The organism is Anaeromyxobacter dehalogenans 2CP-C (assembly GCF_000013385.1).
In the GTDB taxonomy this organism is placed as follows: Bacteria; Myxococcota; Myxococcia; order Myxococcales; family Anaeromyxobacteraceae; genus Anaeromyxobacter; species Anaeromyxobacter dehalogenans_B.
This window is the reverse complement of record NC_007760.1, coordinates 1,600,149-1,623,405: the sequence shown is the minus strand read 5'-3', so window position 1 is coordinate 1,623,405 and position 23,257 is coordinate 1,600,149. Positions and strand designations below refer to the sequence as shown.

The following is a 23,257-nucleotide window of genomic DNA, read 5'->3' as shown; positions in this document are numbered from 1 at the left end:
TTCTCCGTGCCCGGGGCGGTCAGTACTGGCAGACACCGCCGGGCTTGTTCCAGGGCCACTGCTTGCCAGGACTGTACTCGCAGATGCGGGCGCACTGGTCGCAGTAGAAGACAGATACCTTCGCGTGAGCGATGCACGCGATACGATGTTCCTCGCACGAGTTGTTGTCGGGCGGTCGAGGCGGAGCCCGACAGATTGGCGTGCTCCACGGACAGGTGTTCGTGGCTGTGCAAGCAGCGATGGCGCCGAGCGCCGCCACGATACCTGCGACGGCCAGGTCGTCCGCGATGACGAAGGTGCCGGTCTCGTCGAAGTACCTGAGCGGGTTCGCATTCGCGTAGCTGTACCAGTCGGGGTATCCCGGCCCGTTTATCTCACCCCCCAACGCCAATGGGTCCAGCTCCAAGTACCGCCCCACCCCCGGCAGATACCACCTGTTCCAGTTGTAGTACGGCCCCTGGAGCCCGAGGCTCCCGAGCAGCCGCTCATCGTACTGGCCGGGGAGCCGCAGGTTCGTCACGACCGTTCGCCCGGTGGCGGGATCGGGCGTCATCGTCTCGCTGACTTCCCCATAGGGCACCTTCGGCCTGAAGCGCGGCGTGATCCTGCCGAAGAAGGGTTCGTGGCCGCGGACCAGACCGTGGCTCCCTCTGGGCTCGATAGCGCCCGGGGCATGCCGATGTGGTCCAGGTGGAAATAGTACGGCCTGGGAGCCGCCTGCGATGGCGTGTACTCGAGCTGCGCGAGGGGCCGTCCATCCAGCCAAACGTACTCCCGCAGCGGCATCCACGGCCGCGACGGATCGCTCGTGAACACCAGCTCACAACGCGTCCCAAGCCGGACGAAGCAGTACGGAGCTCCATCGATCCGCTCGACGACGGTCCCGGCGATGGTGGCCGTTCGGACCCGCGGGCGGCGGGGCGGTGGGGACGTGCAGGAGAGGAGGGCCAGCACGAGCACGGAGGCAGTGGCGATGCCCAAGCCGCGTTCGGTGAAGCGGACGTCAGCCACTGCCGCCCTCCCAATTTGCGCGGGCAGCCGCGACTACGGTCTGAGCATCTTCATCGCCGCTTGACCGAGCCAAAGACGCTGCTCGCGCATGGCACGCCTGAGCCTCGCGGACTTGGAGATCCCAGGATTTCGTGGACAGTGGCGGCTCGGGCCATGGAGGGCCCTCGCCGATGTCGAAGTCCAGACCTACCAGTCGCGTCCGCACCACGTACGACTTCATCAAGGCGCAGAGCGCGACGTATCCGGTACGGACGCTCTGTCGCGTGCTCAACGTCGCGCCCAGCGGCTACTACGCTTGGCTGAAGCAGCCGTCGTCGAGTCGGGCGCAGGAGGATGCGCGGCTGGTCCGGCTGATCCGTACGTCGTTCATCGCGAGCCAGGGCATCTACGGTGCACCGCGGGTGTTTCTCGATCTCCGGGAGGCGGGCGAAGCGTGTAGCAAGCACCGCGTCGCTCGCCTCGTGCGCGAGCACGGGCTCCGAGCTCTTCACGGTTACCGTACGCGGCGATGGTCGGTCGGCAAGCCCGCGCTCTTGATTCCGAACCTACTGCAGCGGCGGTTCACCGTGGCACGGCCGAACAGCGCTTGGGTGACCGACGTCACGTACGTTCGAACGTGGCAGGGCTGGCTGTACTTGGCCGTCGTTATGGATCTCTTCTCGCGCAAGATCGTCGGCTGGGCCGCCAAATCAACCCTTCATCGCGAGCTCGTGCTCGACGCCGTGTTGATGGCCGTGCGTGCGCGACGGCCCCGCGGCCCGTAAATCCATTCCGATCAGGGCACGCAGTACGGGTCGGACGCTTGGCGCCGCTTCTGCCGGTCACACCGTCTCGACCCGAGCATGAGTCGAAAGGGCAACTGCTGGGACAATGCGGTCGCCGAGGCATTCTTCGCGAGTCTCAAGAAGGAACTGATCAAGAAGCAAATCTACAAATCTCGCGACCTCGCGAAGGTCGCGATCAGCGACTACATCGAAACCTTCTACAATCGCTCACGCCGGCACAGCCATGTGGGCGGCGTCAGCCCGGAGCAGTTCGAAGCCGCCCACACGGGCCGCAGCCAGGGCGTCCACTGAATCCTGGGATCTCCACGTTGGCGATCACGAGCGAGTAGGCGACGAAGAGCGCGACGAACGCGAGCTCAGCGGCGCAGCAAAGGACCGACATCGTGCTCGCCACCCGTTCCCAGGAACGCTTGGTCATCTTCATGCTACCCGGGCGATGGTCCCCCCGGCTTACTCGCGGCTGACAAGGTTCCCTTCGGCAACGAACACTCCGATGTACCTATCGTCGGCCTCGATCAGGGCGGCGAAGTACTCCTGGGAGGCGAGCATGCCAAAGACGCGCTCTTCCGGGCGGTGTTCAGCAAGGCGCATGGTTTCTCGCTCCGCATGGTCAAGGGGGCGACCGATGCGACCCTCGACAGCTTGGAGCACCTCACCGATCGTCATCTCGCGGCACAGGCTTGCGGCCGCAGACTCGGCGAGCGCTTCCGGTTCCAGGCGATCCTCTAGGAAGCCGAAGAGTGCGTGAACCCAGAACGATCCACGTGTCCCGAAGTGAGCCTTCTTGTCGGTGATGTAGAGGACGAGGTCGGGCCCATTCCCTGCAGAGTCCGACCGCTCTGACCAGATCGGCTCGGACGCCGGCGCCCGAAACCCTGCAACGGACGTGAGGATGTCCGACCGCAGTTGCGTATCGACGTTGGTCACTGGCTCACCTCGTCTCGCACCCTTGCTCACTTCTCGAACTGAGGACCGACACGAACCGTCCCAGTCTCGGGGCTGCTCACCTTCCAGTAGGGGTCCGAACCGTGATGGCCACCGCCAGGGTGCCACTGAACCATACGGCTAGTCCGCTTCCCGGCGCTGTTGGTCTCGAAGAACTTGGTCCCGGGCGCATCCGTTCGCGAAAGGGGTGCTTCGGTCCATCCGGCTTTGCGAACACAGAGCGGACCTCGGCCGGAGTCTTCCCGTTGAGCGACTGAGGGTTCTGGAATGCGTCTTCGACTGAATGAATGGATGTTCCACTCGGTCTCGAAGCACCCGCGCCCGGATCGACAGCCGACAGGCCAACGCCCACCAGAACGGGGAAGACCCCCAGAGCGCCCTGCTCGACGGCCAGCAGGCTCTTCTCGGACTGCTGCATGCCCTGGTTCCGAGAGGTACCCAACGCTCGCGCCATCAGCCAGACCCGAGCGCTGGAGGTAGTCGTAGGAGACCGGGTTCGCCACACTGCGCCGCAGCGCGCACCGTGCCCCTCCACGCTGCGCGAGCGATTTCGCCCCCTACCCCGCCCGCCGGTACAGCCGCACCGAGAACCAGGCGCGGTCGTCGGCCCAGGCGCGCTCGAGCTGCCAGCCGGCGATGGCGGCGAGCGTGTCGAACGCGCGCGGCTCCCACTTGTACGCGCTCTCGGTGTGGATGGTCTCGCCCTCGCGGAACGTGAAGGGCGCCCCGGCCACGTGGACCACCTGCGCCTGCAGGCTCTCGAGGTGCATCTCCACCCGCGACAGGCGCGCATCCCAGAGCGAGCGGTGGCGGAACTGCGAGAGGCGGAAGTCGCCGTCCAGCTCGCGGTCGATCCGGGCGAGCAGGTTCAGGTCGAACGCGGCGGTGATCCCGCGGGCGTCGTCGTAGGCGCGCTCCAGCGTGCCGGCCTCCTTGGGCAGGTCGAGGCCGAGCAGCAGCCCGCCGCCGGGGCCGGCGTCGCGCGCCATGCGGCGCAGGATCCCGACCGCCTCGGGGGGATCGAAGTTGCCGATGGTGGAGCCGGGGAAGAACGCGAGACGGCGCGCGCACGGCAGGTCGAGGCCGGGCAGCGCCACGGGCTCGGTGAAGTCGGCCACCACCGGCCGCACCGGCAACCCGGGGAAGCGCGCCTCGAGCTGCCGCGCCGCCGCGGCCAGCGCCTCGCCGGCGATGTCCACCGGCACGAACGCGGCCGGCCGTTCGAGCGCGGCGAGCAGGAGCTGCGTCTTGCGGCCCGAGCCGACGCCGTACTCGAACACGAGCGCGTCGGGCCCGATCGCCTCGCCGATCTCGGGCGCGTGCCGCTCCAGGATCCGCAGCTCGGTGCGCGCCGGGTAGTACTCCGGCTGCTCGCAGATGAGCTCGTACAGCGCCGAGCCGCGCGCGTCGTAGAGCCACTTCGGCGAGATGGCCTTCCGCGGCGCCGCCAGGCCCTTCAGCACCTCTTCCAGGAAGCGGTCCGCCTCCGCCCGCTGCGCGATCCCGCTCTCCGCCTCTCCCAGTCCGATCACAGGTCCCTCGCGAGCCGGACCCCGGTGAACTGCCACCGGGCGTCCGGGTGGAAGAAGTTGCGGTAGCTCGCGCGCAGGTGGCGCCGCGGCGACGCGCAGGACCCTCCGCGCAGCACCTGCTGCCCCACCATGAACTTCCCGTTGTACTCGCCCAGCGCGCCCGCGGCCGGGCGGTACCCCGGATACGGGCCGTACGCGCTCGCGGTCCACTCCCAGACGTCGCCGAGCACCTGCCGCGCCCCGCGGCCCGGCGTGGCGGCCGCGGGGTGGAAGCGGCCGTCCTCGGCGAACGTGCCGTCGCCGCCCTCGCGCACCTCCGCGTGCGCCTCCCACTCCGCCTCGGTGGGGAGCCGCGCGCCGGCGAAGCGCGCGTACGCGTCGGCCTCGTACCAGGAGACGTGCGCCACCGGCTCGGCGGGGTCGAGCGGCCGCACCCCACCGAGCGTGAACTGGAGCCAGCCGTCGCGGTCGGGGATCCAGTGCAGCGGCGCGGTCCACCCGTGCCGGCGCACCGCGTCCCAGCCCTCCGACATCCACAGGTCGGGCCGGCGGTACCCGTCGGCCGCCACGAACTCCAGCCACTCGCCGCAGGTCACCGGCCGGCTGGCGAGCGCGTGCGGCGGGACCAGCGCCGCGTGGCGGGGCCGCTCGTGGTCGAACGCGAAGCCCTCCGCGCCGGCGCCGAGCTCCACCCGTCCGCCGGCGTGCCCGAGCCAGGCGAGGCGCGGCGCGGGCCCGGACGCGGGCGGCGGCGGGGCCGCGGCGTAGGCGGGCCGGAGCGGGCTCGCCGAGAACGCGTGCTTGAGATCGGTGAGCAGGAGCTCCTGGTGCTGCTCCTCGTGCGCGATCCCCAGCTCGACCACGTCGAGCAGCGCCGGGTCGCGGGCGCGCGCGAGCGCCGCGTCGAGCCGCGCGTCCACCTCGGCGCGGTACCGGAGCACCTCGTCGAGCGGCGGCCGCGAGAGCAGCCCGCGCTCGGGCCGCGGCTGCCGCGGGCCCAGCGCCTCGTAGTACGAGTTGAACAGGTAGCCGTACGCCGGATCGAACGGACGGTGCGCCCGCTCGGCGCGCGCCAGCGCGAACGTCTCGAAGAACCAGGTCGTGTGCCCGAGGTGCCACTTGGCCGGGCTCGCGTCCGGCATCGACTGCAGCATGGCGTCCTCGGGGGTGAGCCGCGCGGCCAGGGCGGCCGTGGCCTGCCTCACCTCCGCGGCACGCGCGCGCAGCGTCGCGGCGCGGGCGTCCGCCGCGCGCTCGCCCTCCCCCGGGGCGGTCCGGCGGGCTCGAGGTCCGGGCACGCCAGGAAACCTCTCCACGCGGACGGGGCGCCGCAACGGAATCGACGCTGCGCTCGCCTCCCGTTCGAGGCGCACCGGCCGGGCGCGCGCGGAAACGGCGCGGTTCGCCACGGCTCCGGCGGGGGCGCACGGCAGGCTGCCGGACGGGGCGGCGCGATCGCGCGACACGGACGGGGACGTCCGGGGTAGTTTCGCCTCGACATGGCCGACCCCTCCGCCCTCCTCCGCGCCCGCCTGGCCGAGCGCGCCGCCCGCGTCGCCCGGCTCGACGGCGCCGACGCCTGGGTCGCCCGCGCGCGCCTCGCGGTGGCCGTCGGCGCGGTCGCGATGGCGGTGCTGGTGTTCGGGACCCACGCGCTCCACGCGCGCTGGCTAGCCCTCCCCGCGGCGGCGTTCCTCGCGCTCGTCGTCGTCCACGACCGCGTGTTCCACGCCCGCGACCGGGCGCGCCGCGCGGTCGCGTTCCACCAGGCCGGGCTCGACCGCATCGAGGGCCGCTTCGCGGGGCACGGCACCGCCGGCGAGCGCTTCTCGGATCCGGCCCACCCGTACGCCGAGGACCTCGACCTGTTCGGCCCCGGCTCGCTGTTCGAGCTGCTCTGCGCCGCCCGGACGCGCGCCGGCGAGGACCGGCTCGCCGCGTGGCTGCGCGCGCCCGCGGACGCCGCCGAGGTGCGGGCCCGCCAGGCGGCGGTGCGCGAGCTGGCGCCGCGGCTCGACCTGCGCGAGGACCTCGCCGTCCTCGGCGAGGACGTGCGCGCCGCGGTGGAGCCCGCGCGGCTCGCGGCCTGGGGCGAGGCGCCGAGGCTGCTCCCGGCGTTCGTGGTGCCGGCCGCGCTCGCGCTCGCCGCCGCGGCGGTCGCGACCGCCTGGGCCTGGGGCGCGGGCTACGGCCCGGTGCCGTTCCTCGCGGCGCTGCTGGCGACCTGGGCGTTCGGCCGCGCGCTCCGCGATCCCATCGCGCGCGTGCTGGGCGGCGCGGGGCGCCCGGCGGCGGAGCTGCGGGTGCTGTCGCTCCTGCTGGCGCGGCTCGAGCGCGAGCCGTTCGGCGACCCGCGGCTGCTCCGGCTGCAGCAGATGCTGGGCGTCCAGCCGAAGGACGGCGGCCGGGCGTCGGCGCGCATCGCCCGCCTGGAGCGGCTGGCCGCGCGGGCGGAGTGGGCGCACAACCAGGCGTTCGCCCCGGTGGCGTTCGCGCTGCAGTGGACGCCGCTGCACGCGGCGCTCGTCGAGCGCTGGCGCGCGGCGCACGGCGGCGCGGTGCGCGGCTGGCTCGAGGCGGTGGCGGACCTGGAGGCGCTCTCGTCGCTCGCCGGCTACGCGTTCGAGCACCCCGCGGACGCGTTCCCGGAGGTGCTCGACGCCGACGGCTCGTCGCGCGCGCTGCTCGACGGCGACGCGCTCCGCCACCCGCTGCTCGCGGCCGCGGTCGCGAACGACGTGCGCCTCGGCGGCGACGGGCCCGCGGTGCTGCTCGTCTCCGGCTCGAACATGTCCGGGAAGAGCACCTACCTGCGCACGGTGGGCGTGAACGTGGTGCTGGCGCTCGCCGGGGCGCCGGCGCGGGCGGCGCGGCTGCGGCTCACGCCGGTGCAGCTCGGCGCCACGCTGCGCATCCAGGACTCGCTCCAGGCCGGCAAGTCGCGCTTCTACGCCGAGATCACCCGGCTGAAGCAGCTCATGGACCTCGCCGGCGGCCGGTTCCCGCTGCTGTTCCTGCTCGACGAGATCCTGCACGGCACGAACAGCCACGACCGCCGCATCGGCGCCGAGGCGGTGGTGCGGGGCCTCGTGGCGCGCGGCGCGCTCGGCCTCGTGACCACGCACGACCTCGCGCTCACCGAGCTCGCCGGCCAGGACGGCGCGCTCGGGAACGCGCACTTCGAGGACCAGGTCCGGGGCGGCGAGATCGCGTTCGACTACCGCCTGCGGCCGGGCGTGGTCGGCCACTCCAACGCCCTCGCGCTCATGCGCGCGGTGGGGTTGCGGGTGTGAGCCGGAGGCTCACTCCTCGACGGTGAGCACCTCGACGCCGTCCTCGGTCACCGCCACGGTGTGCTCGAACTGCGCCGAGCGCTTCCCGTCGGCGGTCACGGCGGTCCAGCCGTCGTCCCAGAGCAGATCCTCCCAGGTGCCCTCGGTGATCATGGGCTCGATGGTGAAGGTGAGCCCGGGCTCCATCACCCGCTTCAGCGACGGATCGTAGTGGTGCGCGATCTGGAGCGAGGTGTGGAAGCTCTCGCCGATGCCGTGGCCGCAGTACGAGCGCACCACGCCGTAGCCGAGCCGCGAGGCGTGCGCCTCGATGGCCTTGCCGATGTCGGAGATGGGCCGGCCCGGCTTCACCACCGCGATGCCCTTGGCCAGGCAGTCCTGCGCCGCCTGGACCAGCCGCCGCCCCTCCGCGTCCACGTTCCCGACGAGGAAGGTGGCCGAGCAGTCCGCGTGCATGCCCTCGCGGAACACGGTGATGTCGAGGTTGACGATGTCGCCGTCCTCGAGCGGCCGGCTGTCCGGGATGCCGTGGCAGATCACCTCGTTCACCGAGGTGCAGATGGCCTTCGGGAACCCGCGGTAGTTGAGCGGGCTCGGGTAGGCGCCCAGCCGGAGCGTCTCCGCGTGGGCGATCTCGTCGAGCGCGTCGGTGGTGATGCCCGGCCGCACCGCCTCGCCCGCGACGCGCAGCACGCGCGCGGCGGCCCGGCAGGCGCGGCGCAGGCGCGCCAGCTCGTCCGGCGTCTTCACGTCCTTGCCCTGGGCGCGCGGCCGGCCGCTCACGGCGTAGTCCGGGCGGGCGATGGTCGCGGGCACCGCGCGGCGGGGCGAGACCACGCCGGGCGCGAGCGGACGCCGGCCGTTCCGCGCCGGCGCGCCCTGCAGGGCGCCGCGCGAGTCCGCGTCGAGGTGGCACTTCTTGTACTTCTGCCCGCTGCCGCACCAGCAGGGGTCGTTCCGCCCCGGCCTCGCGTGCGCCGCCAGCTCCGATCCGCTCACCGCACGACCTCCGTCCGGCCCAGGGCTCGAACGGCCCAGGTCGTCGGGTGTTTGTAAGGGAATCACCCGTCCCGGGCAACAGCGGGCCCGTCGGCCCGCGAGGCCCGCCGCGGCGCGGACGGCGCGGGACGCGGCGGGCGGCTCGATCCCGGCGCCGGGGCTAGATGGGCGCCGGCTCGTCGGTCTCGTCCGGGATGGAGGCGGACGGCTGCCCCTGCTCCTCCAGCTCCTCCACCAGCTTCTGCATGCGGCTGCCCATCTCGTCGAGCTGCTCCGCGGAGCAGGCCTTCCGCACCTTCGGGAACAGCTCCTTCTCCTCCTCCTCGACGTGGTGCTCGACCTGCTCCTTCAGCACGGACATCCGCGCCTCGAGCTGCGGGTCGTCCACGCTCGACTCGAGGAGCTGCGCCAGCAGGCGCTTCACCGACAGGTGCTCCTCGACCGACTCGCGCAGCAGGTCCTCGGCGTCCTCGGCCGCCTCCTTGGCCTCCGGGTAGAAGATCCGCTCCTCGATGGTCGCGTGGACCGCGAGCGCGTCGGCGATCTCGCGGCAGAGGCGCTCCCGGGTCTTGCGGGCGCCCTCCCCGGCCGCCTCGAACTCCTCGAACAGCTCGTCGACCTCACGGTGCTGCTGCTTCAGCATCTCGATGGCGTTCACGGCGCCTCCTTTCCCCGAGACTCTGGTCACCCGGGACGGGAACGGCCGGGGGCAGGCCGGAGGATCCGGTCCCACCCCCGGCCGCACCGGGAGGAAGCACTCGGCGGCTCGGAGGCCGCCCGCCGCCTACGCGGCCTTGCGCACGGTGGCCGCCTCGCCGCCCGCGGGGTCGGCGCGGCGCAGCTTCACGTCGAGCACGATGGCCCGGAGCACGAAGCCGAGGAGCGCGAGCGCGCCGCCCACGAACACCACGTCGGGCAGCACGCGGGCCCAGGTGACCGCGTGGATGAACGCGCTGCCGGTGACCTCGGGGCTGCGCGCGTACCAGAGGCCCTCGCGCACCGCGATGACGAGCTGGTAGATGCCGGCCGGCAGCAGCGAGAGGACGATCATGCCCGCCAGGCCGGCGTTGAGGCCCCAGAACGCGATCTCGAGGAGCCGGTCGCTCCAGGCCGCGGTCCGCACGATGTTGCGCATCGAGAAGAGCATCAGCGCGATGGCGAGGAAGCCGTACACGCCGAACAGCGCGCCGTGCGAGTGGATGGGCGTCGTGTTCAGGCCCTGCGCGTAGTAGAGGACGATGGGCGGGTTGATGAGGAAGCCCAGCACGCCCGCGCCCACCGCGTTCCAGAACGCCACCGCCACGAAGAAGTAGAGCGGCCACTTCCACGGGGTGGCGTTGCCGCCGCTGCGGGCCAGCTTCAGGTTCTCGTACACCTCGAAGCCGAGCAGCGTGAGCGGGACGATCTCCAGCGCGGAGAACGTGGCCCCGAGCGCGGTGATGAACAGCGGCGAGCCGGTGAAGTACAGGTGGTGGAAGGTGCCGATGATGCCGGCGCCCAGGTAGAGCAGGATGGAGAAGTGCGTGGCGCGCGTCGCCGACCGCTCGCCCACCGCGCCGATCTTCGAGAGGATGAAGGCGAGCGCGACGGTCGCGAACACCTCGAAGAAGTTCTCCACCCACAGGTGCACCACCCACCAGCGCCAGTAGTCGGCGACGGCGATGTGCGTGCCCGGCGTGTAGAACAGGCCCACCGAGTAGAACAGCGGGATGGACACCGACGCGTAGAGCAGCAGGTGGGTGAGGCCGCCGCGGTCCTGCTCGGCCTTCAGCGCCGGCTTGATGGCGCGGTACACCAGGAACAGCCACAGCAGCATGCCGGCGATGAGCGCCACCTGCCAGACGCGGCCGAGCTCGATGTACTCGTAGCCCTGGTTGCCGACCAGCCAGCCGTTCGGGCCGGAGAGCTTGCCGCGCACGCCGAGGTAGGTGCCGGCGAGCGCGCCCACCACGACCACCACCAGCGCGCCGAGCAGCGTCCAGACCAGGGCCTTCTGGCCCTTGGGCTCGTGGCCGCCCGCGACCGCCGGGCCGATGAACAGGCCGGTGGCGAGCCAGCAGGTGGCGATCCAGAAGACGGCGAGCTGCAGGTGCCAGCCGCGGGTGGCGGCGTACGGGAGCAGCATGCCGAGGTCGATGCCGAACAGCTTGTTGCCCTCGACCGCGAAGTGGCCGGTCAGCGAGCCGAGCGCGGCCTGCAGGATGAACAGGATGATGGCGACGGCGAAGTACGGCAGCGCGGCGCGCTGGCTGGGCGTGGGCTTCGGCTCCTGCAGCGGCGCGATCTTGACGTGGTGCTCGGGGTCCTTCGCGCGCAGGCGCAGGTAGTAGAAGATCGCGAGCGCGGTGCCGAGGATGAGCAGCACCATCGAGACGATCGACCAGACCAGCGACGAGGGCAGCGGGCCGTTGCCGACCAGCGGGTCGAACGGGAAGTTCGCGGTGTAGGTGAACGTCTCGCCGGGCCGGTTGGTGCCGGCGGCCCAGGCGGTCCAGAAGAAGAACGCGGTGATGGCCTTCGCGTCGGCGGCGTCCGGCACGAAGCCGGCCGGGATCGACATCGGGTCGTTCCCGTCCCGGAACAGCTGCGTGTAGTACGCCACCAGCGCCGGATACGCGGCGACCTGGCCGGGCGACAGCGTCAGCGTGTCGGTGGCGGGGTCGTAGCGGTTCTGGCGCAGCTCCTCGGCCACCTCGGCCTCGACGCGGCCGCGCTCGCCGGCGGGGAGCGCCGTGAGGTCCGCCTGCGTGAACCGCGCGGCGTCCGCGGGCGCGAGGCCGCGCTTCATGCCCGCGGTGACGAGGCCGGTGCGGTGGAGCGCGTCGGCCGACCAGTCCGGCGCGAGGTAGGCGCCGTGGCCCCACACCGAGCCGGTCTGCTGGCCGCCGCGGGACAGGTACTGGCGCTGGCCGAGCGCGACGTCCTCGGCGGTGAACACCACCTCGCCGGACGGCGCGACCGCGCGGGCGGGGATGGGCGGCTTGTGCTTCGAGATCTGCGCGCCGCCGAAGATGAGGACGGTGAAGCAGGCGACGATGACGAACAGCGAGACTGCGCGGGCCTTCGGGCTCATGTCGGACGTCTCTCCTGGTGCGTGGAAACGGGGTTAACCGGCGCAGCCGAAGCGCGGCGGGGACGGCTGGGCGCCGGGGTGGATCGAGCCGGCGTGGCGGCGGATCAGCTCCTCGGCGAGCGCGTGGTAGCGCTCGTGCGCGCCGGCGCCGGTGCGCTCCGCCTCGAAGCGCTCGCAGGCCTCGCCCACCTCCGCCATCACCGCGGGCGGCAGGTGCTGCTCGGCCATCGGGTAGAGGATCGCGTCCTCCTTGTGGATGTGCGCGTGGAGCAGGCCGGAGTAGCCGTGCGCGGCCGCCTCGACCTCCTGCAGGTCGGCGGCGCTCCAGGGCGCGTCCTGCGCGGCCTTCCCGGCCATCGCGCGGATGAGGGCGCGGCCCTGGTCGTGCTCGTGGAGCATGACCGCGATGGGCCCGCCATTGGAGGGGAACCCGTGCTCGGTCATGGTGCGGAAGAGGATGTCCTCCTCCTTGCCGTGGTGGCAGCCGTCGGCGAACTCGCGGAGGAACGTGACGAAGCGCCCCAGCTCCTCCTTGTCCGTCGTGCCCTTCCGGCGGAGCTCCTCGGCGAACCCCACCAGGGCGTCGCACACCTGCTCGATCACCCGGTGCTCGCCCATCAACGTCTCGATCGCGTCCATCGTTCGGCCTCCCTTCCGGCGGCACCGCCGGTGCTTTGCTCCCGCGCGTGACCCTCAGCAAGATGCCTGCCGAACTCGACTTTGCGGAAATCACGGAGCTTTTTCGGCGAGCGCCCCCAGAGGCACCGATCGACCGTTGCCTTCCGCACCGATATTTCGGTAGACACCGTTCCATGGTTGGAATCGGGCTCCCCGTGGTCGGGCAGGACGACGTGCACCGCCGGATCGTCGAGGAGGCGATCGAGCTGGTGCTCTCCACCGTCGATCTCCAGGCCGTGCTCGAGCGCACGGGGCGGCTGCTGCGCCGCCACTTCGGCGAGACGCGCGTGGCCATCAACCGGCTCTCGGCGGAGGACCCGACCCGCGCCGAGGTGGTGCTGGTCTCGGACCCCCGGCAGCCCTCGCCCGAGGTGGGCACCTCGTTCCCGCTGGCCGGCTCCGCCGCGGGCGAGGCGCTCGCGAAGCGGCTGCCGTGCGTGGTGGACCCGCTGCGCCCGCGCGAGCCGCGCTGGCGCGAGGAGCCGCTGCTGGCCGCCTACGGCTACGGCTCGCTCGTGTCGTTCCCGCTCGTGTTCGAGAACGAGCTGCTCGGGACGCTCGACATCGCCCACCCGCCGGCGGAGGGGCTGCTCGACTGCTGCTTCGAGGTCGCGCGGCAGGTGGCGCACCTCGTGGCCATCGCGCTCCACAACAGCCTCATGGTCGAGGAGGTGCAGCGCCTGAACCGGCTGCTCGGCCGCGAGAACGCCCTCCTCAAGGAGGAGATCCGGCAGATCAAGCGCGACTCGCGCTACGTGGCCGAGAGCGAGGGCATGCGCGCCGTGGTGGAGCGGGTGCGCCTGGTGGCGCCGTCCACCACCACCGTGCTGGTGCGCGGCGAGACCGGCACCGGCAAGGAGGGGCTGGCGCGGATGGTCCACGAGTTCAGCCCGCGCTTCAACGCGCCGTTCGTGGCCGCGAACCTCGGCGCCATCCCCGAGGGGCTCATCGAGAGCGAGCTGTTCGGGCACGAGAAGGGCGCGTTCACCGGCGCCACCCGCCGCCGCGCCGGCCGGTTCGAGCAGGCCGACGGCGGCACGCTGTTCCTCGACGAGGTCGGCGACGCGCCGCCCAGCGTGCAGGTGCGGCTGCTGCGCGTGCTGCAGGAGCGCGTGGTGGAGCGGGTCGGCGGCACCGAGCCGGTCAAGGTGGACGTGCGCGTCATCGCCGCGACCAACCGCAACCTGGAGGAGATGGTCGCGCGCGGCACGTTCCGCGCCGACCTCTACTACCGGCTGGCGGTGTTCCCCATCGAGCTGCCGCCGCTCCGCGAGCGGCGCGAGGACGTCCGGCCGCTCGGGACGTACTTCCTCGCGAAGCAGGCGGCGCTCATGCACCGACGCCCGCCGCGCGTCGGCGAGGACGTGTGGCGCGCGCTCGAGGCGTACGGCTGGCCGGGCAACGTGCGCGAGCTCGAGAACTTCCTCCAGCGCGCGCTGATCCTCTCGCCCGGCCAGGACCTCTCGCTGCCGGCGCTGCCCACCTCCTCGGCGCTGGCCTCCCCCGCCGCCGCGGCCGCCGCGGAGCCCGCCCCGCCGGGCCGCTTCGACGACGAGGTCCGCGAGCTCATCGAGCGCGCGCTGGAGCACGCCGGCGGGCGCGTCTACGGCCCGGGCGGCGCCGCCGCGCTGCTCGGCCTCCGCCCGACCACGCTGCAGGGCAAGATGAAGAAGTACGGCGTGGGCACCCCCGGCCGGCCGACCGGCACGTAGCCCGCGCCGCGCGCCGGGCCCGGGCCGCTACCGCGCCCCGCGCCCGCTCGTGATCCGGAAGATCTCGGCGATGACGCCGCCGGCGGTGTTCGCGCCGCCCACGCCCGCGCCCTGCACCACCAGCGGCCGCTCGGCGTGGCGCGCCGTGGTGAACGCGACGTGGGCCTCCACGCCCACGAGCCGCGCCAGCGGGTGCTCGAGCGCCACCGCCTCCGGCCCGACCCGCGCCTCGACCCGGCCGCCCTCCCCCACCGCCACGCGCGCCACGTAGCGCAGGACCTTGCCCTCGCGGCGCAGCCGCTCCACCCGCGCCGCCATCGCCTCGTCGTGGCCGCGCAGCGCCGCGATGAGCGCGTCGGGCGTGCCGGGCGCGAGCAGCGCCGCGGGCACGAACGGCTCCACCTCGACGTCCTCCAGCGCCAGCGTCGCGCCCAGCTCGCGCGCCAGGATGAGCGCCTTGCGGGCGGAGTCCACGCCGGACAGGTCGTCGCGCGGGTCGGCCTCGCAGTAGCCGAGCCCCATCGCCCAGCGCGCCGCCAGCGACAGCGGCGTCCCGCGCGCGAGCTCGGTGCAGAGGTAGCCGAGCGTCCCGGACAGCGAGCCCTCGACACGCTGCACCCGGTCGCCGGTCCGGACCAGGCGCCGCAGCGTCCCGATCACCGGCAGGCTCGCGCCCACCGCGGTGTCGTAGTGCCAGTGCCGGTGGTGCTGGCGGCGCGCGGCCCGGAGCGCCTCCAGCCGCCGCGGCGCGACCGCCAGCGGCCGCTTGTTGGAGGCGATGACGTCGATGCCGCGCCGGAACGCCTGCTCGTAGACGTCCTCCATGCCGTCGGCCGCGGTGAGGTCCACCAGCACCGGCCGCGGCAGCGCCGCGAGCCGGTCGAGCAGCGCCGGCGCCGAGCGCGCGTCCACCGGGCCGGTGGCCGGCGCGGCGGCGAGCGCCTCCTCCCAGCGCGCCAGGTCCACGCCGCGCGGCTCGAGCATGGTGGCCCGCGTGTCGGCCACGCCCACCACCCGCAGCAGCACGTCGTAGTCGCGCTCGAGCTCGGTGCGCTGCACCCGGATCTGCTCGAGCAGCTCGCGCCCGACCTTCCCCTTCCCGAGCACCAGCAGCGACAGCCCGCGCTCGGCGAACGCCTGGTCCGCGGGCGCGGCGGGCGCGGCCGGCGCGGCGGCGACGGGGCGGCCCCGGAAGTCGGCCACCATGTCGTTCAGCCGGTCCACGTCGATGAGGAACGCGTCGTGCCCGTGCGGCGAGTCCATCACCGCCAGCCGCGCGCCCGGGACCAGCATGGCCACCTCGCGCTGCTCCCAGGGCCAGTACAGGACGTCCGAGTCGATCGACACCACCAGCGTCGGCTGCCGGACGCCGCGCAGGACCTCCTCGAAGTCGCCGCGGCCGCGCGACACGTCGTGCGTGTCCATGGCGCGGGTGAGCGTGACGTAGGTGGCCGGGTCGAAGCGGTCCACCAGCTGCTTCCCCTGGTAGCGGAGGTAGCTCTCCACCGCGAACAGGTCCTCGGTCTGCGGCCGGCGCCCGAAGCGCTCCTCGAAGGACGGCTGGCTCCGGTAGGACAGCATCGCCATCATCCGCGCCGCGGACAGGCCGGCCACCGGCGGCTCGTCGGCGTCGTAGCGCCCGTCCCTCCAGCGCGGATCGGCGTAGATGGCCTGCCGCTGCGCCTCGGAGAGCCCGATGCACCAGGCCGAGTGGCGCGCGGTCGAGGCCACGAACACCACCGCCTCGACCAGCTCCGGGTAGAGCAGCGCCCACTCCAGCACCTGCATGCCGCCCAGCGAGCCGCCGACCGCCATGCGGACGCGGCGCACGCCGAGCCCGTCGATCAGGGCCCGCTGCACGCGCACCATGTCGCGGATGGTGATGGCCGGGAAGGTGCCGTGCCACGGCGCGCCGGTGGCCGGGTCGATCGAGGTCGGCCCGGTGGTGCCGTAGCAGCTCCCCAGGATGTTGGAGCAGACGATGAAGTCGCGCCCCGGGTCCAGCGCCCGCCCCGGGCCGAACATCTGCGTCCACCACAGATCGGCGTCGGCCGAGCCGGTCAGCGCGTGGCACACCACCACCGCGTTGCCGCCGTCGGCGTCGAGCGTCCCCCAGGTGCGGTACCCGACCGTCACGCCCGGCAGCGCGCCCCCCAGCTCCAGCGGGAACGGGCCGGGGATCTGGAACGAGCGCGTCCCCGGGGAGACGAAGGCAGCGCGCCCGGCGGCTGCGGTCGCGCCGGCGCTGCCGTTGCGGTGGGCCATGGAGCGCGGAGGGTATCGGCGGCCGTTCTGGGGTGTCAAGGCGCCGGCGCCGGCCGCCACGGCGCCCGGCGGCGCGGCGCACGCGGCCGCGCCGCTGGCCGGAGGCGGGCACGCCCGGTCCGATCGCGCGGCGCCGACGACGTCGCGCGCCTCGATGACACGCGCACGGCCGACTCGGCCCGGCCCCGGCGCCGCGACCCCCCGGGTGGCCCGCGCTGCGCCGATTTCATGGTGGAGGGTGGCCACCGCACGCCGGGTGAAGGCTCACCCCCCGGACGGCGCGCCGCGCCGCGCGAGATCGGGCGGAAAACGCCTGACGCCCGGGACGTGACGCGTTGGCCCCGACCTTGCTCTGGCGCCAGGCGAGCGACGCGCCCCCCAGCGTCGCGCCGGAGGGAGCCATCATCATGACGACGAACGCCAGCACCGGGCCGGACGCAGCGCCGCAGGATCGCCACCACGGGCTCGTGTTCGGGCCCGACAGCCCGCTCGGCGCGCTGGTGCGGACGTGCGAGCGCATCGCCCGGAGCGACGCGACGGTGCTGCTCACCGGCGAGACCGGCACCGGCAAGGAGGTGTTCGCCCGCGCCATCCACGCGAGCAGCCCGCGCGCGGGCCGTCCGCTGGTCCCGGTGAACTGCGGCGCCATCCCGGAGGCGCTGCTGGAGAGCGAGCTGTTCGGCCACGTGCGCGGCGCGTTCACCGGCGCGATGACCGCGCGGCGCGGCCGCGTGGCGGCCGCCGAGGGCGGCACGCTCTTCCTCGACGAGATCGGCGAGCTGCCGCTGGCGCTGCAGGTGAAGCTGCTGCGCGTGCTCCAGGAGCGCACCTACGAGCCGGTGGGCTCGACCGAGGCGGTCCCCGCCGACTTCCGCCTGGTGGCCGCGACCAACCGCGACCTCTCCGCCGAGGTGGCCGCCGGCCGCTTCCGCCGCGACCTCTACTACCGCCTGCTGGTCTGCCCGCTCGAGATCCCGCCGCTCCGCGCGCGGAAGGGCGACGCGCTGCGCCTGTTCCAGCACTTCTGGGCGGCGCGCGGCGAGCGGCGCCCGCTCGAGCCCGCCGTGGCGGAGGCGCTCGCCGCCTACGACTGGCCGGGCAACGTCCGCGAGCTGGAGAACCTGGTGGAGCGGCTCTCGGTCTGCGCCGAGGGGGCCGTCATCCGCGTGGCCGACCTCCCGGTGGCGCTGCGGTGCCGCCGCGCCAACGATGCGACGCGCGCGCTCGCGGTCGCGGCCTCCCCCGCGGCCGAGGCCGCGCCGGCCCCGGCGGCGCCCGCCCCCATCGCGTTCCCGGCGCCGGCCCGCGAGCTCGCCGCCCCGGTCGCCCCGCAGGGCGACGCGACCGCGCCGGCCGCCGCGGAGATCGCGGAGGTCGCGGCCGTTCGCGCCGACGCGCTCGAGGAGGGGATCGACCCTGCGCTCCTGCGCGCGCTCACCGCCGAGGTCGCGCCTTCGCCCGCCGAGCCCAGCTTCGCCGCGGGCCGGCCGGTGGACCTCCCGAACCTGCTCCGCCGGCTGGAGGACGCGTACATCGCGGCCGCGCTGGCCCGCACCGGCGGCAACAAGAAGGCCGCGGCCGACCTGCTCGGCCTCCAGCGCACCACGCTGGTCGAGAAGCTGCGCCGCCGCAACCGCGAGCCGGGCGCCGCCGCGCCCCGCGCCGCCCAGGCCTGATCCGCCGCCGTCACGCCCCCGGCGCCGGGCCGCGCACGACGGTTGCACCCGGGTGCCCGCGTGACGCCCTCCGCCGCGCTCCTGGCGCTCGCCCTGGCGGCCCCGCCGCCGCTCGCGCTGACGGTCTCGGCCGAGCGCATCGCGCTGCCCGCCGCGGCCGCGCCGGTGCGGCTCGAGGCCCGGCCGCTGGAGCGCAGGGTGGCGCTGCGCGTGCCCGCCGCCGCGACCGCGGCGCTGGCCCGCCGCCTGCGCGGCGCGTCCCGGCTCTGCCCCGCGGTGGACGCCGCGCCGGGCGAGGTGGTGCTGCGCTGCACCGCCCGCTGGGTCCGGGCCGCCGTCGTCGAGGGCCTCCCCGGCCCGACGCTGGACCTGTTCGAGCTCTCGGTGCCGCCCTGGCGTCCGGAGGAGGAGGGCCCGCCCCTGGTCCCGTTCGACGGGGCGGCGCTGGGCCTGGGCCCCTGCCCCGGCGAGCGGCCTGCCGCGCGCGGCGAGTGCGCGCTCGCCGCCGGCGACCTGGCCGCGGCGCGCGCGGCGTTCGAGGAGGCGCTCGCCGCGGGCGCCTCGGCCCACGCCCAGCTCCGCCTCGGCGACCTCGACCTGCGCGAGGACCGGCCCGACGCGGCGGTGGAGCGCTGGCGCCGCGCGCGCGCCGAGGCGCCCTGGGGCCGGCTCGCGGCGGAGCGGCTCTGCGAGCTCGAGCCCGGCTGCCTCGCGGCGGGCGGCCGCGCCGCGGTGTTCGACGCGCTCGCGGTGGAGCGGCCGCTGCGGGCCGACCTCGTGCTGCGGCGCATCCGGCTGCGCGCCCTCGCCGGCGACCTCGCCGGCGCGGCCCGCGCGGTGGCCGAGGACTCGCGCCCGGCCGGCGCGTGCGCCGGTGCGGCGGCCTGGTGCCGGCACGTGCTCCTCGTCGCCCTGCGCCAGCCCGGCGCGGACGGCGCGGCCGCGCTCGCCGCCTACCTGGACGTGCCCGGGCGCGGCGAGGGGCCGCTGGCGCTGGAGTTGGCGCGCGCCGCCGCCGACCGCGCGCTGCAGGCGGGCGCGCCGCGCTTCGCCGCCGCGGTGCTGGCCGGTCAGACCGGCCGCGTGCCGAGGGACGAGCTCTCCGATCACCTGCGCCGCGTGGTCGAGCTGTACGCCGCCGCCGGGGACGCCGTGCGAGGCCGCGAGGTGGCGCGGTTCGCGCGCACCCGCCTCCCGGCCGCCGAGCTGGAGCGCGCGCCCTGGCGAGCCGCGATCGCGGCGCTGCGCCCGCCAGCGGTCCCGGCGGCGCCGGCGGCCCGGGCCCGCGCCCCCGCGCCCGCGCCCGCGGACGACGGGGACCTGCGCGCCGCGCGCGCCGCGGTGGAGGCGGCCCGGCTCGGCGCCGCCCCGGCGACGCGCCCCTGACGCCGGACCGGGCACGGCGCTCGCAGAAGGAGCGGGCATGAGGATCTTCGACGCCACGCTCTCGACGCTCGAACGCGCGCTCGACGTCCGCCTGGCCCGCCAGACCGTGCTCGGCGGCGACCTCGCGAACGCGAACACCCCCGGCTTCACGCCGCTCGACCTCGACTTCCGGGCCGCCATGGCCGCGGCGCCCGCGCCCGGCCCCGACGTGCCCGCGGCCCCTCCACCCCGGGTGGCGGCGCGCCGGGGCGACATCCCCTTGACGCTCGCCGCCGCGGTCGCGGGCGCCCCGCAGCCGATCGCCGGCGCGGCCGCGCCGGAGCGCTTCGTCGCGGAGGTGCCGGGCGCCGCGCCGGGGCTCGACGGCAACGCGGTGGACCTCGACCGCACCACCGCCGCCATCGCCGAGAACGCCATCCAGTACGGCGCCGCCGCCCGGGCCGCCGCCAAGAAGCTCGCCATCCTCCGCTACGTCGCCTCCGACGGCGCGGCCTAGCCCCGGGGAGCCGCCCATGGACTTCCTCTCCGCCCTGAACGTCAGCGCGTCCGGCCTCGCCGCCGAGCGCGTCCGCGTCAACCTCGCCGCCTCCAACCTGGCGAACGCCGAGACCACCCGCGGCCCGGACGGCCAGCCCTATCGCCGGCTGGACCCGGTGCTCGAGGCGGTGCCGTTCGACGCCGCGCTGGGCGCGGCCGGCCCGGCACCCTCCGGCGTGCGCGTGGCCGCCATCGCCGAGGGCGACGGCCCGGGGCGCCGGGTGTTCAGCCCGGCCCACCCGGACGCGGACCCCGACGGCTTCGTGACGCTCCCCGACGTCAACCCGGTGCACGAGATCGTGAACCTCATGTCGGCCCAGAAGGCCTACGAGGCGAACGCCACCGCGGTGGACACGCTCAAGACGATGGCGCAGCGCGCCCTCGAGATCGCGAGGTAGGCCATGGACGGCATCCGCGGCATCGGCCCGGCCCTCTACCAGCCCGCGGCGGCGCCGGCGGCGCGGCCGGAGGGCGGCACCTTCGGGCGCGCGCTCGGCGAGGCGCTGGCGCAGGCCGAGGCGCTGCAGGGCGCGGCCGACGCGCAGGCCGCGCGCTCCGCGCTCGGCGAGGGCAACCTGCACGAGACCGCGCTCGCGCTGGAGAAGGCCGACGTGGCGATGCGGGTGGCCACGCGCGTCCGCAACAAGCTCGTCGAGGCCTACCAGGAAGTCATGCGGATGAGCGTGTAGCGCCGCGCCCCGGACACCTCCATGGAGCCCCTCCTCAAGCAGCTCCGCGAGCTCCCTCGCCTCCTCGGCGCCCTCCCCGGCGGCCTGAAGCTGGTGCTGGTGGCGGGCGCGCTCGCGGCCATCGGCGTCGCCGCGCTGACCGCGGTCCGCTCCGCCGAGGCCTACCAGTACGCCTTCACCAACCTCACGCCGGAGGACTCGGCGGAGGCGGCCGGCGCGCTCGGCGCCGCCGGCGTGCCCTACCGCCTGGAGGCGGGCGGCTCCGCGCTGGCGGTGCCCGCGTCGCGCGTGTACGACGCGCGGCTGCTGCTCGCCGGCGCCGGGCTGCCGCGCGGCGGCGGGGTGGGCTTCGAGATCTTCGACCGCGGCGACCTGGGCGTGTCCGAGTTCACGCAGAAGGTGAACCTGCGCCGCGCCACCGAGGGCGAGCTGGCGCGCACCATCTCGCGCCTCGCGCAGGTCCGCTCGGCGCGCGTCCACCTCACCCTGCCGGAGAAGGGGCTGTACCGCGATCAGGACCGCCCCGCGGCGGCGGCGGTGGTGGTCAACCTGCAGCCAGGGCGCACGCTGGGGCAGCGCGAGATCTCCGGCATCCGCCACCTGGTCTCGTCCGCCGTCCCCGGGCTCGCCCCTGCCGGCGTCTCGGTCGTGGACGGCCGGGGCGAGGTGATCTCCGACGAGGGCGCGCTGGGCGAGGCCATCGGCTACCAGCGCCGGATGGAGCGCGACCTGGAGCGGCGCATCGTGGACCTGCTCGGCCAGGCGGTGGGCGCGGGCGCGGTGGTGGCCCGGGTCACGGCCTCGCTCGACCAGACCGAGATCCAGAGCAGCGCGCAGGTGCTCGACCCCGACTCCGCCACGCTGCGCAGCGAGCGGAAGCTCACCCAGCAGTCGTCGAGCGACGGCGCGGGCCCGGCCGGCGTGGCCGGCGCCGCCGCCAACCAGCCGCTCGCGCCGCCGGCGCCGGCGCCCGGCGCCCGCGGGCGCAGCAGCGCCTCCACCGAGGACCAGACCCGCAACTACGACGTCTCCACCACCACCACCACCTCGGTGGCGCGCGTCCCGCGCCTGGAGCGGCTCTCGGTGGCGGTGCTGGTGGACGGCGCCGGCGGGCAGCCGCGCGCCGACGCGGAGATCGCGCGGCTGGGCGAGCTGGCCAAGCGGGCGGTGGGCTTCGACGCCGACCGCGGCGACACGTTCGAGATCTCCTCGTCGCCGTTCGTGCGCGCCGAGGAGCCCGCCGCGCCCCCGGCGCCCCCGCCCACGCTGCTCGAGCGCCCCGCGGTCCGGTGGGGCGCGCTCGGCGCGGGCGCGCTGGTGGGCCTCGCGCTGCTCGCGCTGGCGCTGCGGCGCCGCCGGCCGCCGGCCGCGCCCGAGGTGCTGCCCATCCGGCCCGGCGCCCGCGTGGCCGAGATCGAGGCCGCGCTGGCCCGCGACGCCGCGCTCCCCGGCGCCCCGGCGCCCCGCTCCGCCGCGCTGGCGGATCCGTCCGCCACCTTGCGCGACCGGGCCCGCGATCTCGCCACGCAGGATCCCACCCGCACCGCCCACCTCCTGAAGGCGTGGATCGCCCAGGAGTCGGGCCAGCCCGTCCAGCCCGAGCGGAGCAACGCCGATGCCTGATCTCGTCGCCGCCCCGGCCACCCCGCCGCCCGCGCCCGCCCCCGAGCGCCCCGGCCCCGGCGCGCAGCGCGCCGCGGCGGTGCTGCTGGGCGTCGGCCCGGAGGTCGCGGCCGCGGTGTTCAAGCTCCTCGGCGAGGCCGAGCTGCGCCGCATCGCGCTCGGCGCGAAGGCGCTCCGCGCCCGCGGCCCGAAGGCCATCACCGAGGCGCTGGAGCAGTTCGTCACCAGCATGGAGACCGTGGGCGGCGACGCGGCCGCCGGCGACGACCTGCTGCGCGAGGTGGCGGAGCGGGCGCTCGGCGCGGACGCGGCCCGGCGCGCCTTCGACGGCGTGGTCCCGCCGCCCCCGCCCGACGAGGTGCTCGGCCCGGTGTCGCAGGCCGACCCGGAGGCGCTCGCGATGGTCCTGCAGCGCGAGCAGCCGCAGACGGTGGCGCTCGTGCTCTCCTCGCTCGACGGGCCGCGCGCGGTGGGCGTGATGGAGCGGCTGCCCGAGAAGCTCCGGCCCGACGTGCTGCGCCGGATGGCCACCATCGAGTCGGTGGCGCCGGAGGTGCTCCGCGAGGTGGGCCACGCGCTCTCCTCCGAGCTGAAGGCGGTGGTGGCGGGCGGGATGCGCAAGGTGGACGGCAAGGCCACCGCGCTCGAGATCCTGCGCCGCTCGCCGCCGCAGGAGCAGGCGCAGGTGCTGGGCGAGATCGAGCGCGACGACGCGCAGCTCGCCGGCGAGCTGCGGGGCCGGCTGTTCACCTTCGGCGACCTGGTCGGCCTGGCCGACCGCGACCTGCAGCTGCTGCTGCGCGAGATCGACGGGCAGCGGCTCACCGTGGCGCTGAAGGGCGCCACCGCCGAGCTGCGCGACCGGTTCCTCCAGAACCTCTCCGCCCGCGCGGCCGAGATGCTCGCCGACGACCTCGCGGCCATGGGCCCGGTGAAGCTCGCCTCGGTGGAGGCGGCGCAGCAGGAGATCGCCAAGGCGGCCCAGGAGCTCGCGCAGGAGGGCCGCATCACCATCGTCAACCCCGCCGAGAAGATGCTGTAGCCGAGGTCCCT

21 protein-coding genes are annotated in these 23,257 nt (G+C 74.8%); 11 read left to right on the top strand and 10 right to left on the bottom strand.

Annotation, left to right across the window (positions count from 1 at the left end):
* Positions 1–19: 19 nt before the first annotated feature.
* Both ADEH_RS07300 and ADEH_RS23775 read right to left on the bottom strand, forming a co-directional pair.
* Entirely contained in the window at positions 20–580 is a 561-nt protein-coding gene (locus tag ADEH_RS07300; RefSeq protein ID WP_269528907.1) for an RHS repeat-associated core domain-containing protein, read from the bottom strand.
* A complete protein-coding gene (locus tag ADEH_RS23775; protein WP_420042222.1) occupies positions 550–786 on the bottom strand; it encodes an RHS domain-containing protein in 237 nt (78 codons plus the stop codon). The genes ADEH_RS07300 and ADEH_RS23775 overlap by 31 nt, the downstream gene beginning before the upstream one ends.
* 395 nt (positions 787–1,181) lie before the next feature.
* Here ADEH_RS23775 and ADEH_RS07290 point away from each other — a divergent pair, with 395 nt between their 5' ends.
* Both ADEH_RS07290 and ADEH_RS23770 read left to right on the top strand, forming a co-directional pair.
* Complete coding sequence (locus ADEH_RS07290) at positions 1,182–1,775, top strand: IS3 family transposase (RefSeq protein ID WP_420042220.1); 594 nt, start codon at positions 1,182–1,184, stop codon at positions 1,773–1,775.
* Positions 1,776–2,087, top strand: a complete 312-nt coding sequence (locus tag ADEH_RS23770; protein WP_420042221.1) for an IS3 family transposase — start codon at positions 1,776–1,778, stop codon at positions 2,085–2,087.
* A gap of 159 nt (positions 2,088–2,246) precedes the next feature.
* Here ADEH_RS23770 and ADEH_RS07285 read toward each other — a convergent pair whose 3' ends face one another.
* From ADEH_RS07285 to egtB, 3 genes are all read right to left on the bottom strand, one after another.
* Positions 2,247–2,723: a hypothetical protein gene (locus ADEH_RS07285; RefSeq protein WP_041453386.1), complete on the bottom strand. Its 477-nt coding sequence runs from the start codon at positions 2,721–2,723 to the stop codon at positions 2,247–2,249.
* Positions 2,724–3,298: 575 nt separating this feature from the next.
* Positions 3,299–4,273 (bottom strand): L-histidine N(alpha)-methyltransferase, encoded by a 975-nt coding sequence (egtD, locus tag ADEH_RS07280; protein WP_011420465.1) that lies wholly within the window; start codon positions 4,271–4,273, stop codon positions 3,299–3,301.
* On the bottom strand, positions 4,270–5,571 hold the full coding sequence (gene egtB, locus ADEH_RS07275) for an ergothioneine biosynthesis protein EgtB (protein WP_011420464.1): 1,302 nt from the start codon (positions 5,569–5,571) through the stop codon (positions 4,270–4,272). The genes egtD and egtB overlap by 4 nt, the downstream gene beginning before the upstream one ends.
* A 201-nt stretch (positions 5,572–5,772) precedes the next feature.
* On the opposite strand from egtB, the gene ADEH_RS07270 reads away from it, so the two are divergent.
* Positions 5,773–7,566: a MutS-related protein gene (locus ADEH_RS07270; RefSeq protein WP_011420463.1), complete on the top strand. Its 1,794-nt coding sequence runs from the start codon at positions 5,773–5,775 to the stop codon at positions 7,564–7,566.
* A gap of 9 nt (positions 7,567–7,575) precedes the next feature.
* Here ADEH_RS07270 and map read toward each other — a convergent pair whose 3' ends face one another.
* The 4 genes from map to ADEH_RS07250 form a co-directional block, all read right to left on the bottom strand.
* Positions 7,576–8,565, bottom strand: a complete 990-nt coding sequence (gene map / locus ADEH_RS07265; protein WP_011420462.1) for a type I methionyl aminopeptidase — start codon at positions 8,563–8,565, stop codon at positions 7,576–7,578.
* A gap of 160 nt (positions 8,566–8,725) precedes the next feature.
* Positions 8,726–9,223: a hemerythrin domain-containing protein gene (locus ADEH_RS07260; protein ID WP_011420461.1), complete on the bottom strand. Its 498-nt coding sequence runs from the start codon at positions 9,221–9,223 to the stop codon at positions 8,726–8,728.
* A 126-nt stretch (positions 9,224–9,349) separates the two neighbouring features.
* Positions 9,350–11,638, bottom strand: coding sequence for a nitric-oxide reductase large subunit (locus ADEH_RS07255; RefSeq protein ID WP_011420460.1), 2,289 nt, complete (start codon positions 11,636–11,638; stop codon positions 9,350–9,352).
* Positions 11,639–11,671: 33 nt separating this feature from the next.
* A complete protein-coding gene (locus ADEH_RS07250; RefSeq protein ID WP_011420459.1) occupies positions 11,672–12,277 on the bottom strand; it encodes a hemerythrin domain-containing protein in 606 nt (201 codons plus the stop codon).
* Positions 12,278–12,450: 173 nt separating this feature from the next.
* Here ADEH_RS07250 and ADEH_RS07245 point away from each other — a divergent pair, with 173 nt between their 5' ends.
* On the top strand, positions 12,451–14,028 hold the full coding sequence (locus ADEH_RS07245) for a sigma 54-interacting transcriptional regulator (protein WP_041453385.1): 1,578 nt from the start codon (positions 12,451–12,453) through the stop codon (positions 14,026–14,028).
* 27 nt (positions 14,029–14,055) lie between these two features.
* Here the strand turns inward: ADEH_RS07245 and metX are convergent, their stop codons facing one another.
* Positions 14,056–16,293 carry a homoserine O-acetyltransferase MetX gene (metX, locus tag ADEH_RS07240; protein ID WP_011420457.1) on the bottom strand — a complete coding sequence of 746 codons (2,238 nt, stop codon included), beginning with the start codon at positions 16,291–16,293 and terminating at the stop codon, positions 14,056–14,058.
* Positions 16,294–16,700: 407 nt separating this feature from the next.
* On the opposite strand from metX, the gene ADEH_RS07235 reads away from it, so the two are divergent.
* From ADEH_RS07235 to ADEH_RS07205, 7 genes are read left to right on the top strand one after another with little or no spacing between them, the layout of a single operon-like run.
* The gene (locus tag ADEH_RS07235) at positions 16,701–17,969 is read left to right on the top strand and encodes a sigma-54 interaction domain-containing protein (protein WP_011420456.1); all 1,269 of its coding nucleotides are present in this window, start codon (positions 16,701–16,703) and stop codon (positions 17,967–17,969) included.
* 60 nt (positions 17,970–18,029) lie between these two features.
* Positions 18,030–19,355 (top strand): hypothetical protein, encoded by a 1,326-nt coding sequence (locus tag ADEH_RS07230; RefSeq protein ID WP_011420455.1) that lies wholly within the window; start codon positions 18,030–18,032, stop codon positions 19,353–19,355.
* Positions 19,356–19,392: 37 nt separating this feature from the next.
* Positions 19,393–19,851, top strand: a complete 459-nt coding sequence (locus tag ADEH_RS07225; protein ID WP_011420454.1) for a flagellar basal body rod protein FlgB — start codon at positions 19,393–19,395, stop codon at positions 19,849–19,851.
* Positions 19,852–19,867: 16 nt separating this feature from the next.
* A complete protein-coding gene (gene flgC / locus ADEH_RS07220) occupies positions 19,868–20,290 on the top strand; it encodes a flagellar basal body rod protein FlgC (RefSeq protein WP_011420453.1) in 423 nt (140 codons plus the stop codon).
* Between the two features lie 3 nt (positions 20,291–20,293).
* Positions 20,294–20,581, top strand: a complete 288-nt coding sequence (fliE, locus tag ADEH_RS07215) for a flagellar hook-basal body complex protein FliE (RefSeq protein ID WP_011420452.1) — start codon at positions 20,294–20,296, stop codon at positions 20,579–20,581.
* A 21-nt stretch (positions 20,582–20,602) separates the two neighbouring features.
* On the top strand, positions 20,603–22,204 hold the full coding sequence (gene fliF, locus ADEH_RS07210; RefSeq protein ID WP_011420451.1) for a flagellar basal-body MS-ring/collar protein FliF: 1,602 nt from the start codon (positions 20,603–20,605) through the stop codon (positions 22,202–22,204).
* A complete protein-coding gene (locus tag ADEH_RS07205; RefSeq protein ID WP_011420450.1) occupies positions 22,197–23,246 on the top strand; it encodes a flagellar motor switch protein FliG in 1,050 nt (349 codons plus the stop codon). The genes fliF and ADEH_RS07205 overlap by 8 nt, the downstream gene beginning before the upstream one ends.
* Positions 23,247–23,257: the final 11 nt, after the last annotated feature.

Coding starts and splice junctions, on each gene's coding strand:
- ADEH_RS23775 (WP_420042222.1), bottom strand. CDS start 786: ATGCCGCTGCGGGAGTACGTTTGGCTGGATGGACGGCCCCTCGCGCAG.
- ADEH_RS07290 (WP_420042220.1), top strand. CDS start 1,182: ATGTCGAAGTCCAGACCTACCAGTCGCGTCCGCACCACGTACGACTTC.
- ADEH_RS07270 (WP_011420463.1), top strand. CDS start 5,773: ATGGCCGACCCCTCCGCCCTCCTCCGCGCCCGCCTGGCCGAGCGCGCC.
- ADEH_RS07255 (WP_011420460.1), bottom strand. CDS start 11,638: ATGAGCCCGAAGGCCCGCGCAGTCTCGCTGTTCGTCATCGTCGCCTGC.
- ADEH_RS07250 (WP_011420459.1), bottom strand. CDS start 12,277: ATGGACGCGATCGAGACGTTGATGGGCGAGCACCGGGTGATCGAGCAG.
- ADEH_RS07245 (WP_041453385.1), top strand. CDS start 12,451: ATGGTTGGAATCGGGCTCCCCGTGGTCGGGCAGGACGACGTGCACCGC.
- metX (WP_011420457.1), bottom strand. CDS start 16,293: ATGGCCCACCGCAACGGCAGCGCCGGCGCGACCGCAGCCGCCGGGCGC.
- ADEH_RS07235 (WP_011420456.1), top strand. CDS start 16,701: ATGACGACGAACGCCAGCACCGGGCCGGACGCAGCGCCGCAGGATCGC.
- ADEH_RS07225 (WP_011420454.1), top strand. CDS start 19,393: ATGAGGATCTTCGACGCCACGCTCTCGACGCTCGAACGCGCGCTCGAC.
- flgC (WP_011420453.1), top strand. CDS start 19,868: ATGGACTTCCTCTCCGCCCTGAACGTCAGCGCGTCCGGCCTCGCCGCC.
- fliE (WP_011420452.1), top strand. CDS start 20,294: ATGGACGGCATCCGCGGCATCGGCCCGGCCCTCTACCAGCCCGCGGCG.
- fliF (WP_011420451.1), top strand. CDS start 20,603: ATGGAGCCCCTCCTCAAGCAGCTCCGCGAGCTCCCTCGCCTCCTCGGC.
- ADEH_RS07205 (WP_011420450.1), top strand. CDS start 22,197: ATGCCTGATCTCGTCGCCGCCCCGGCCACCCCGCCGCCCGCGCCCGCC.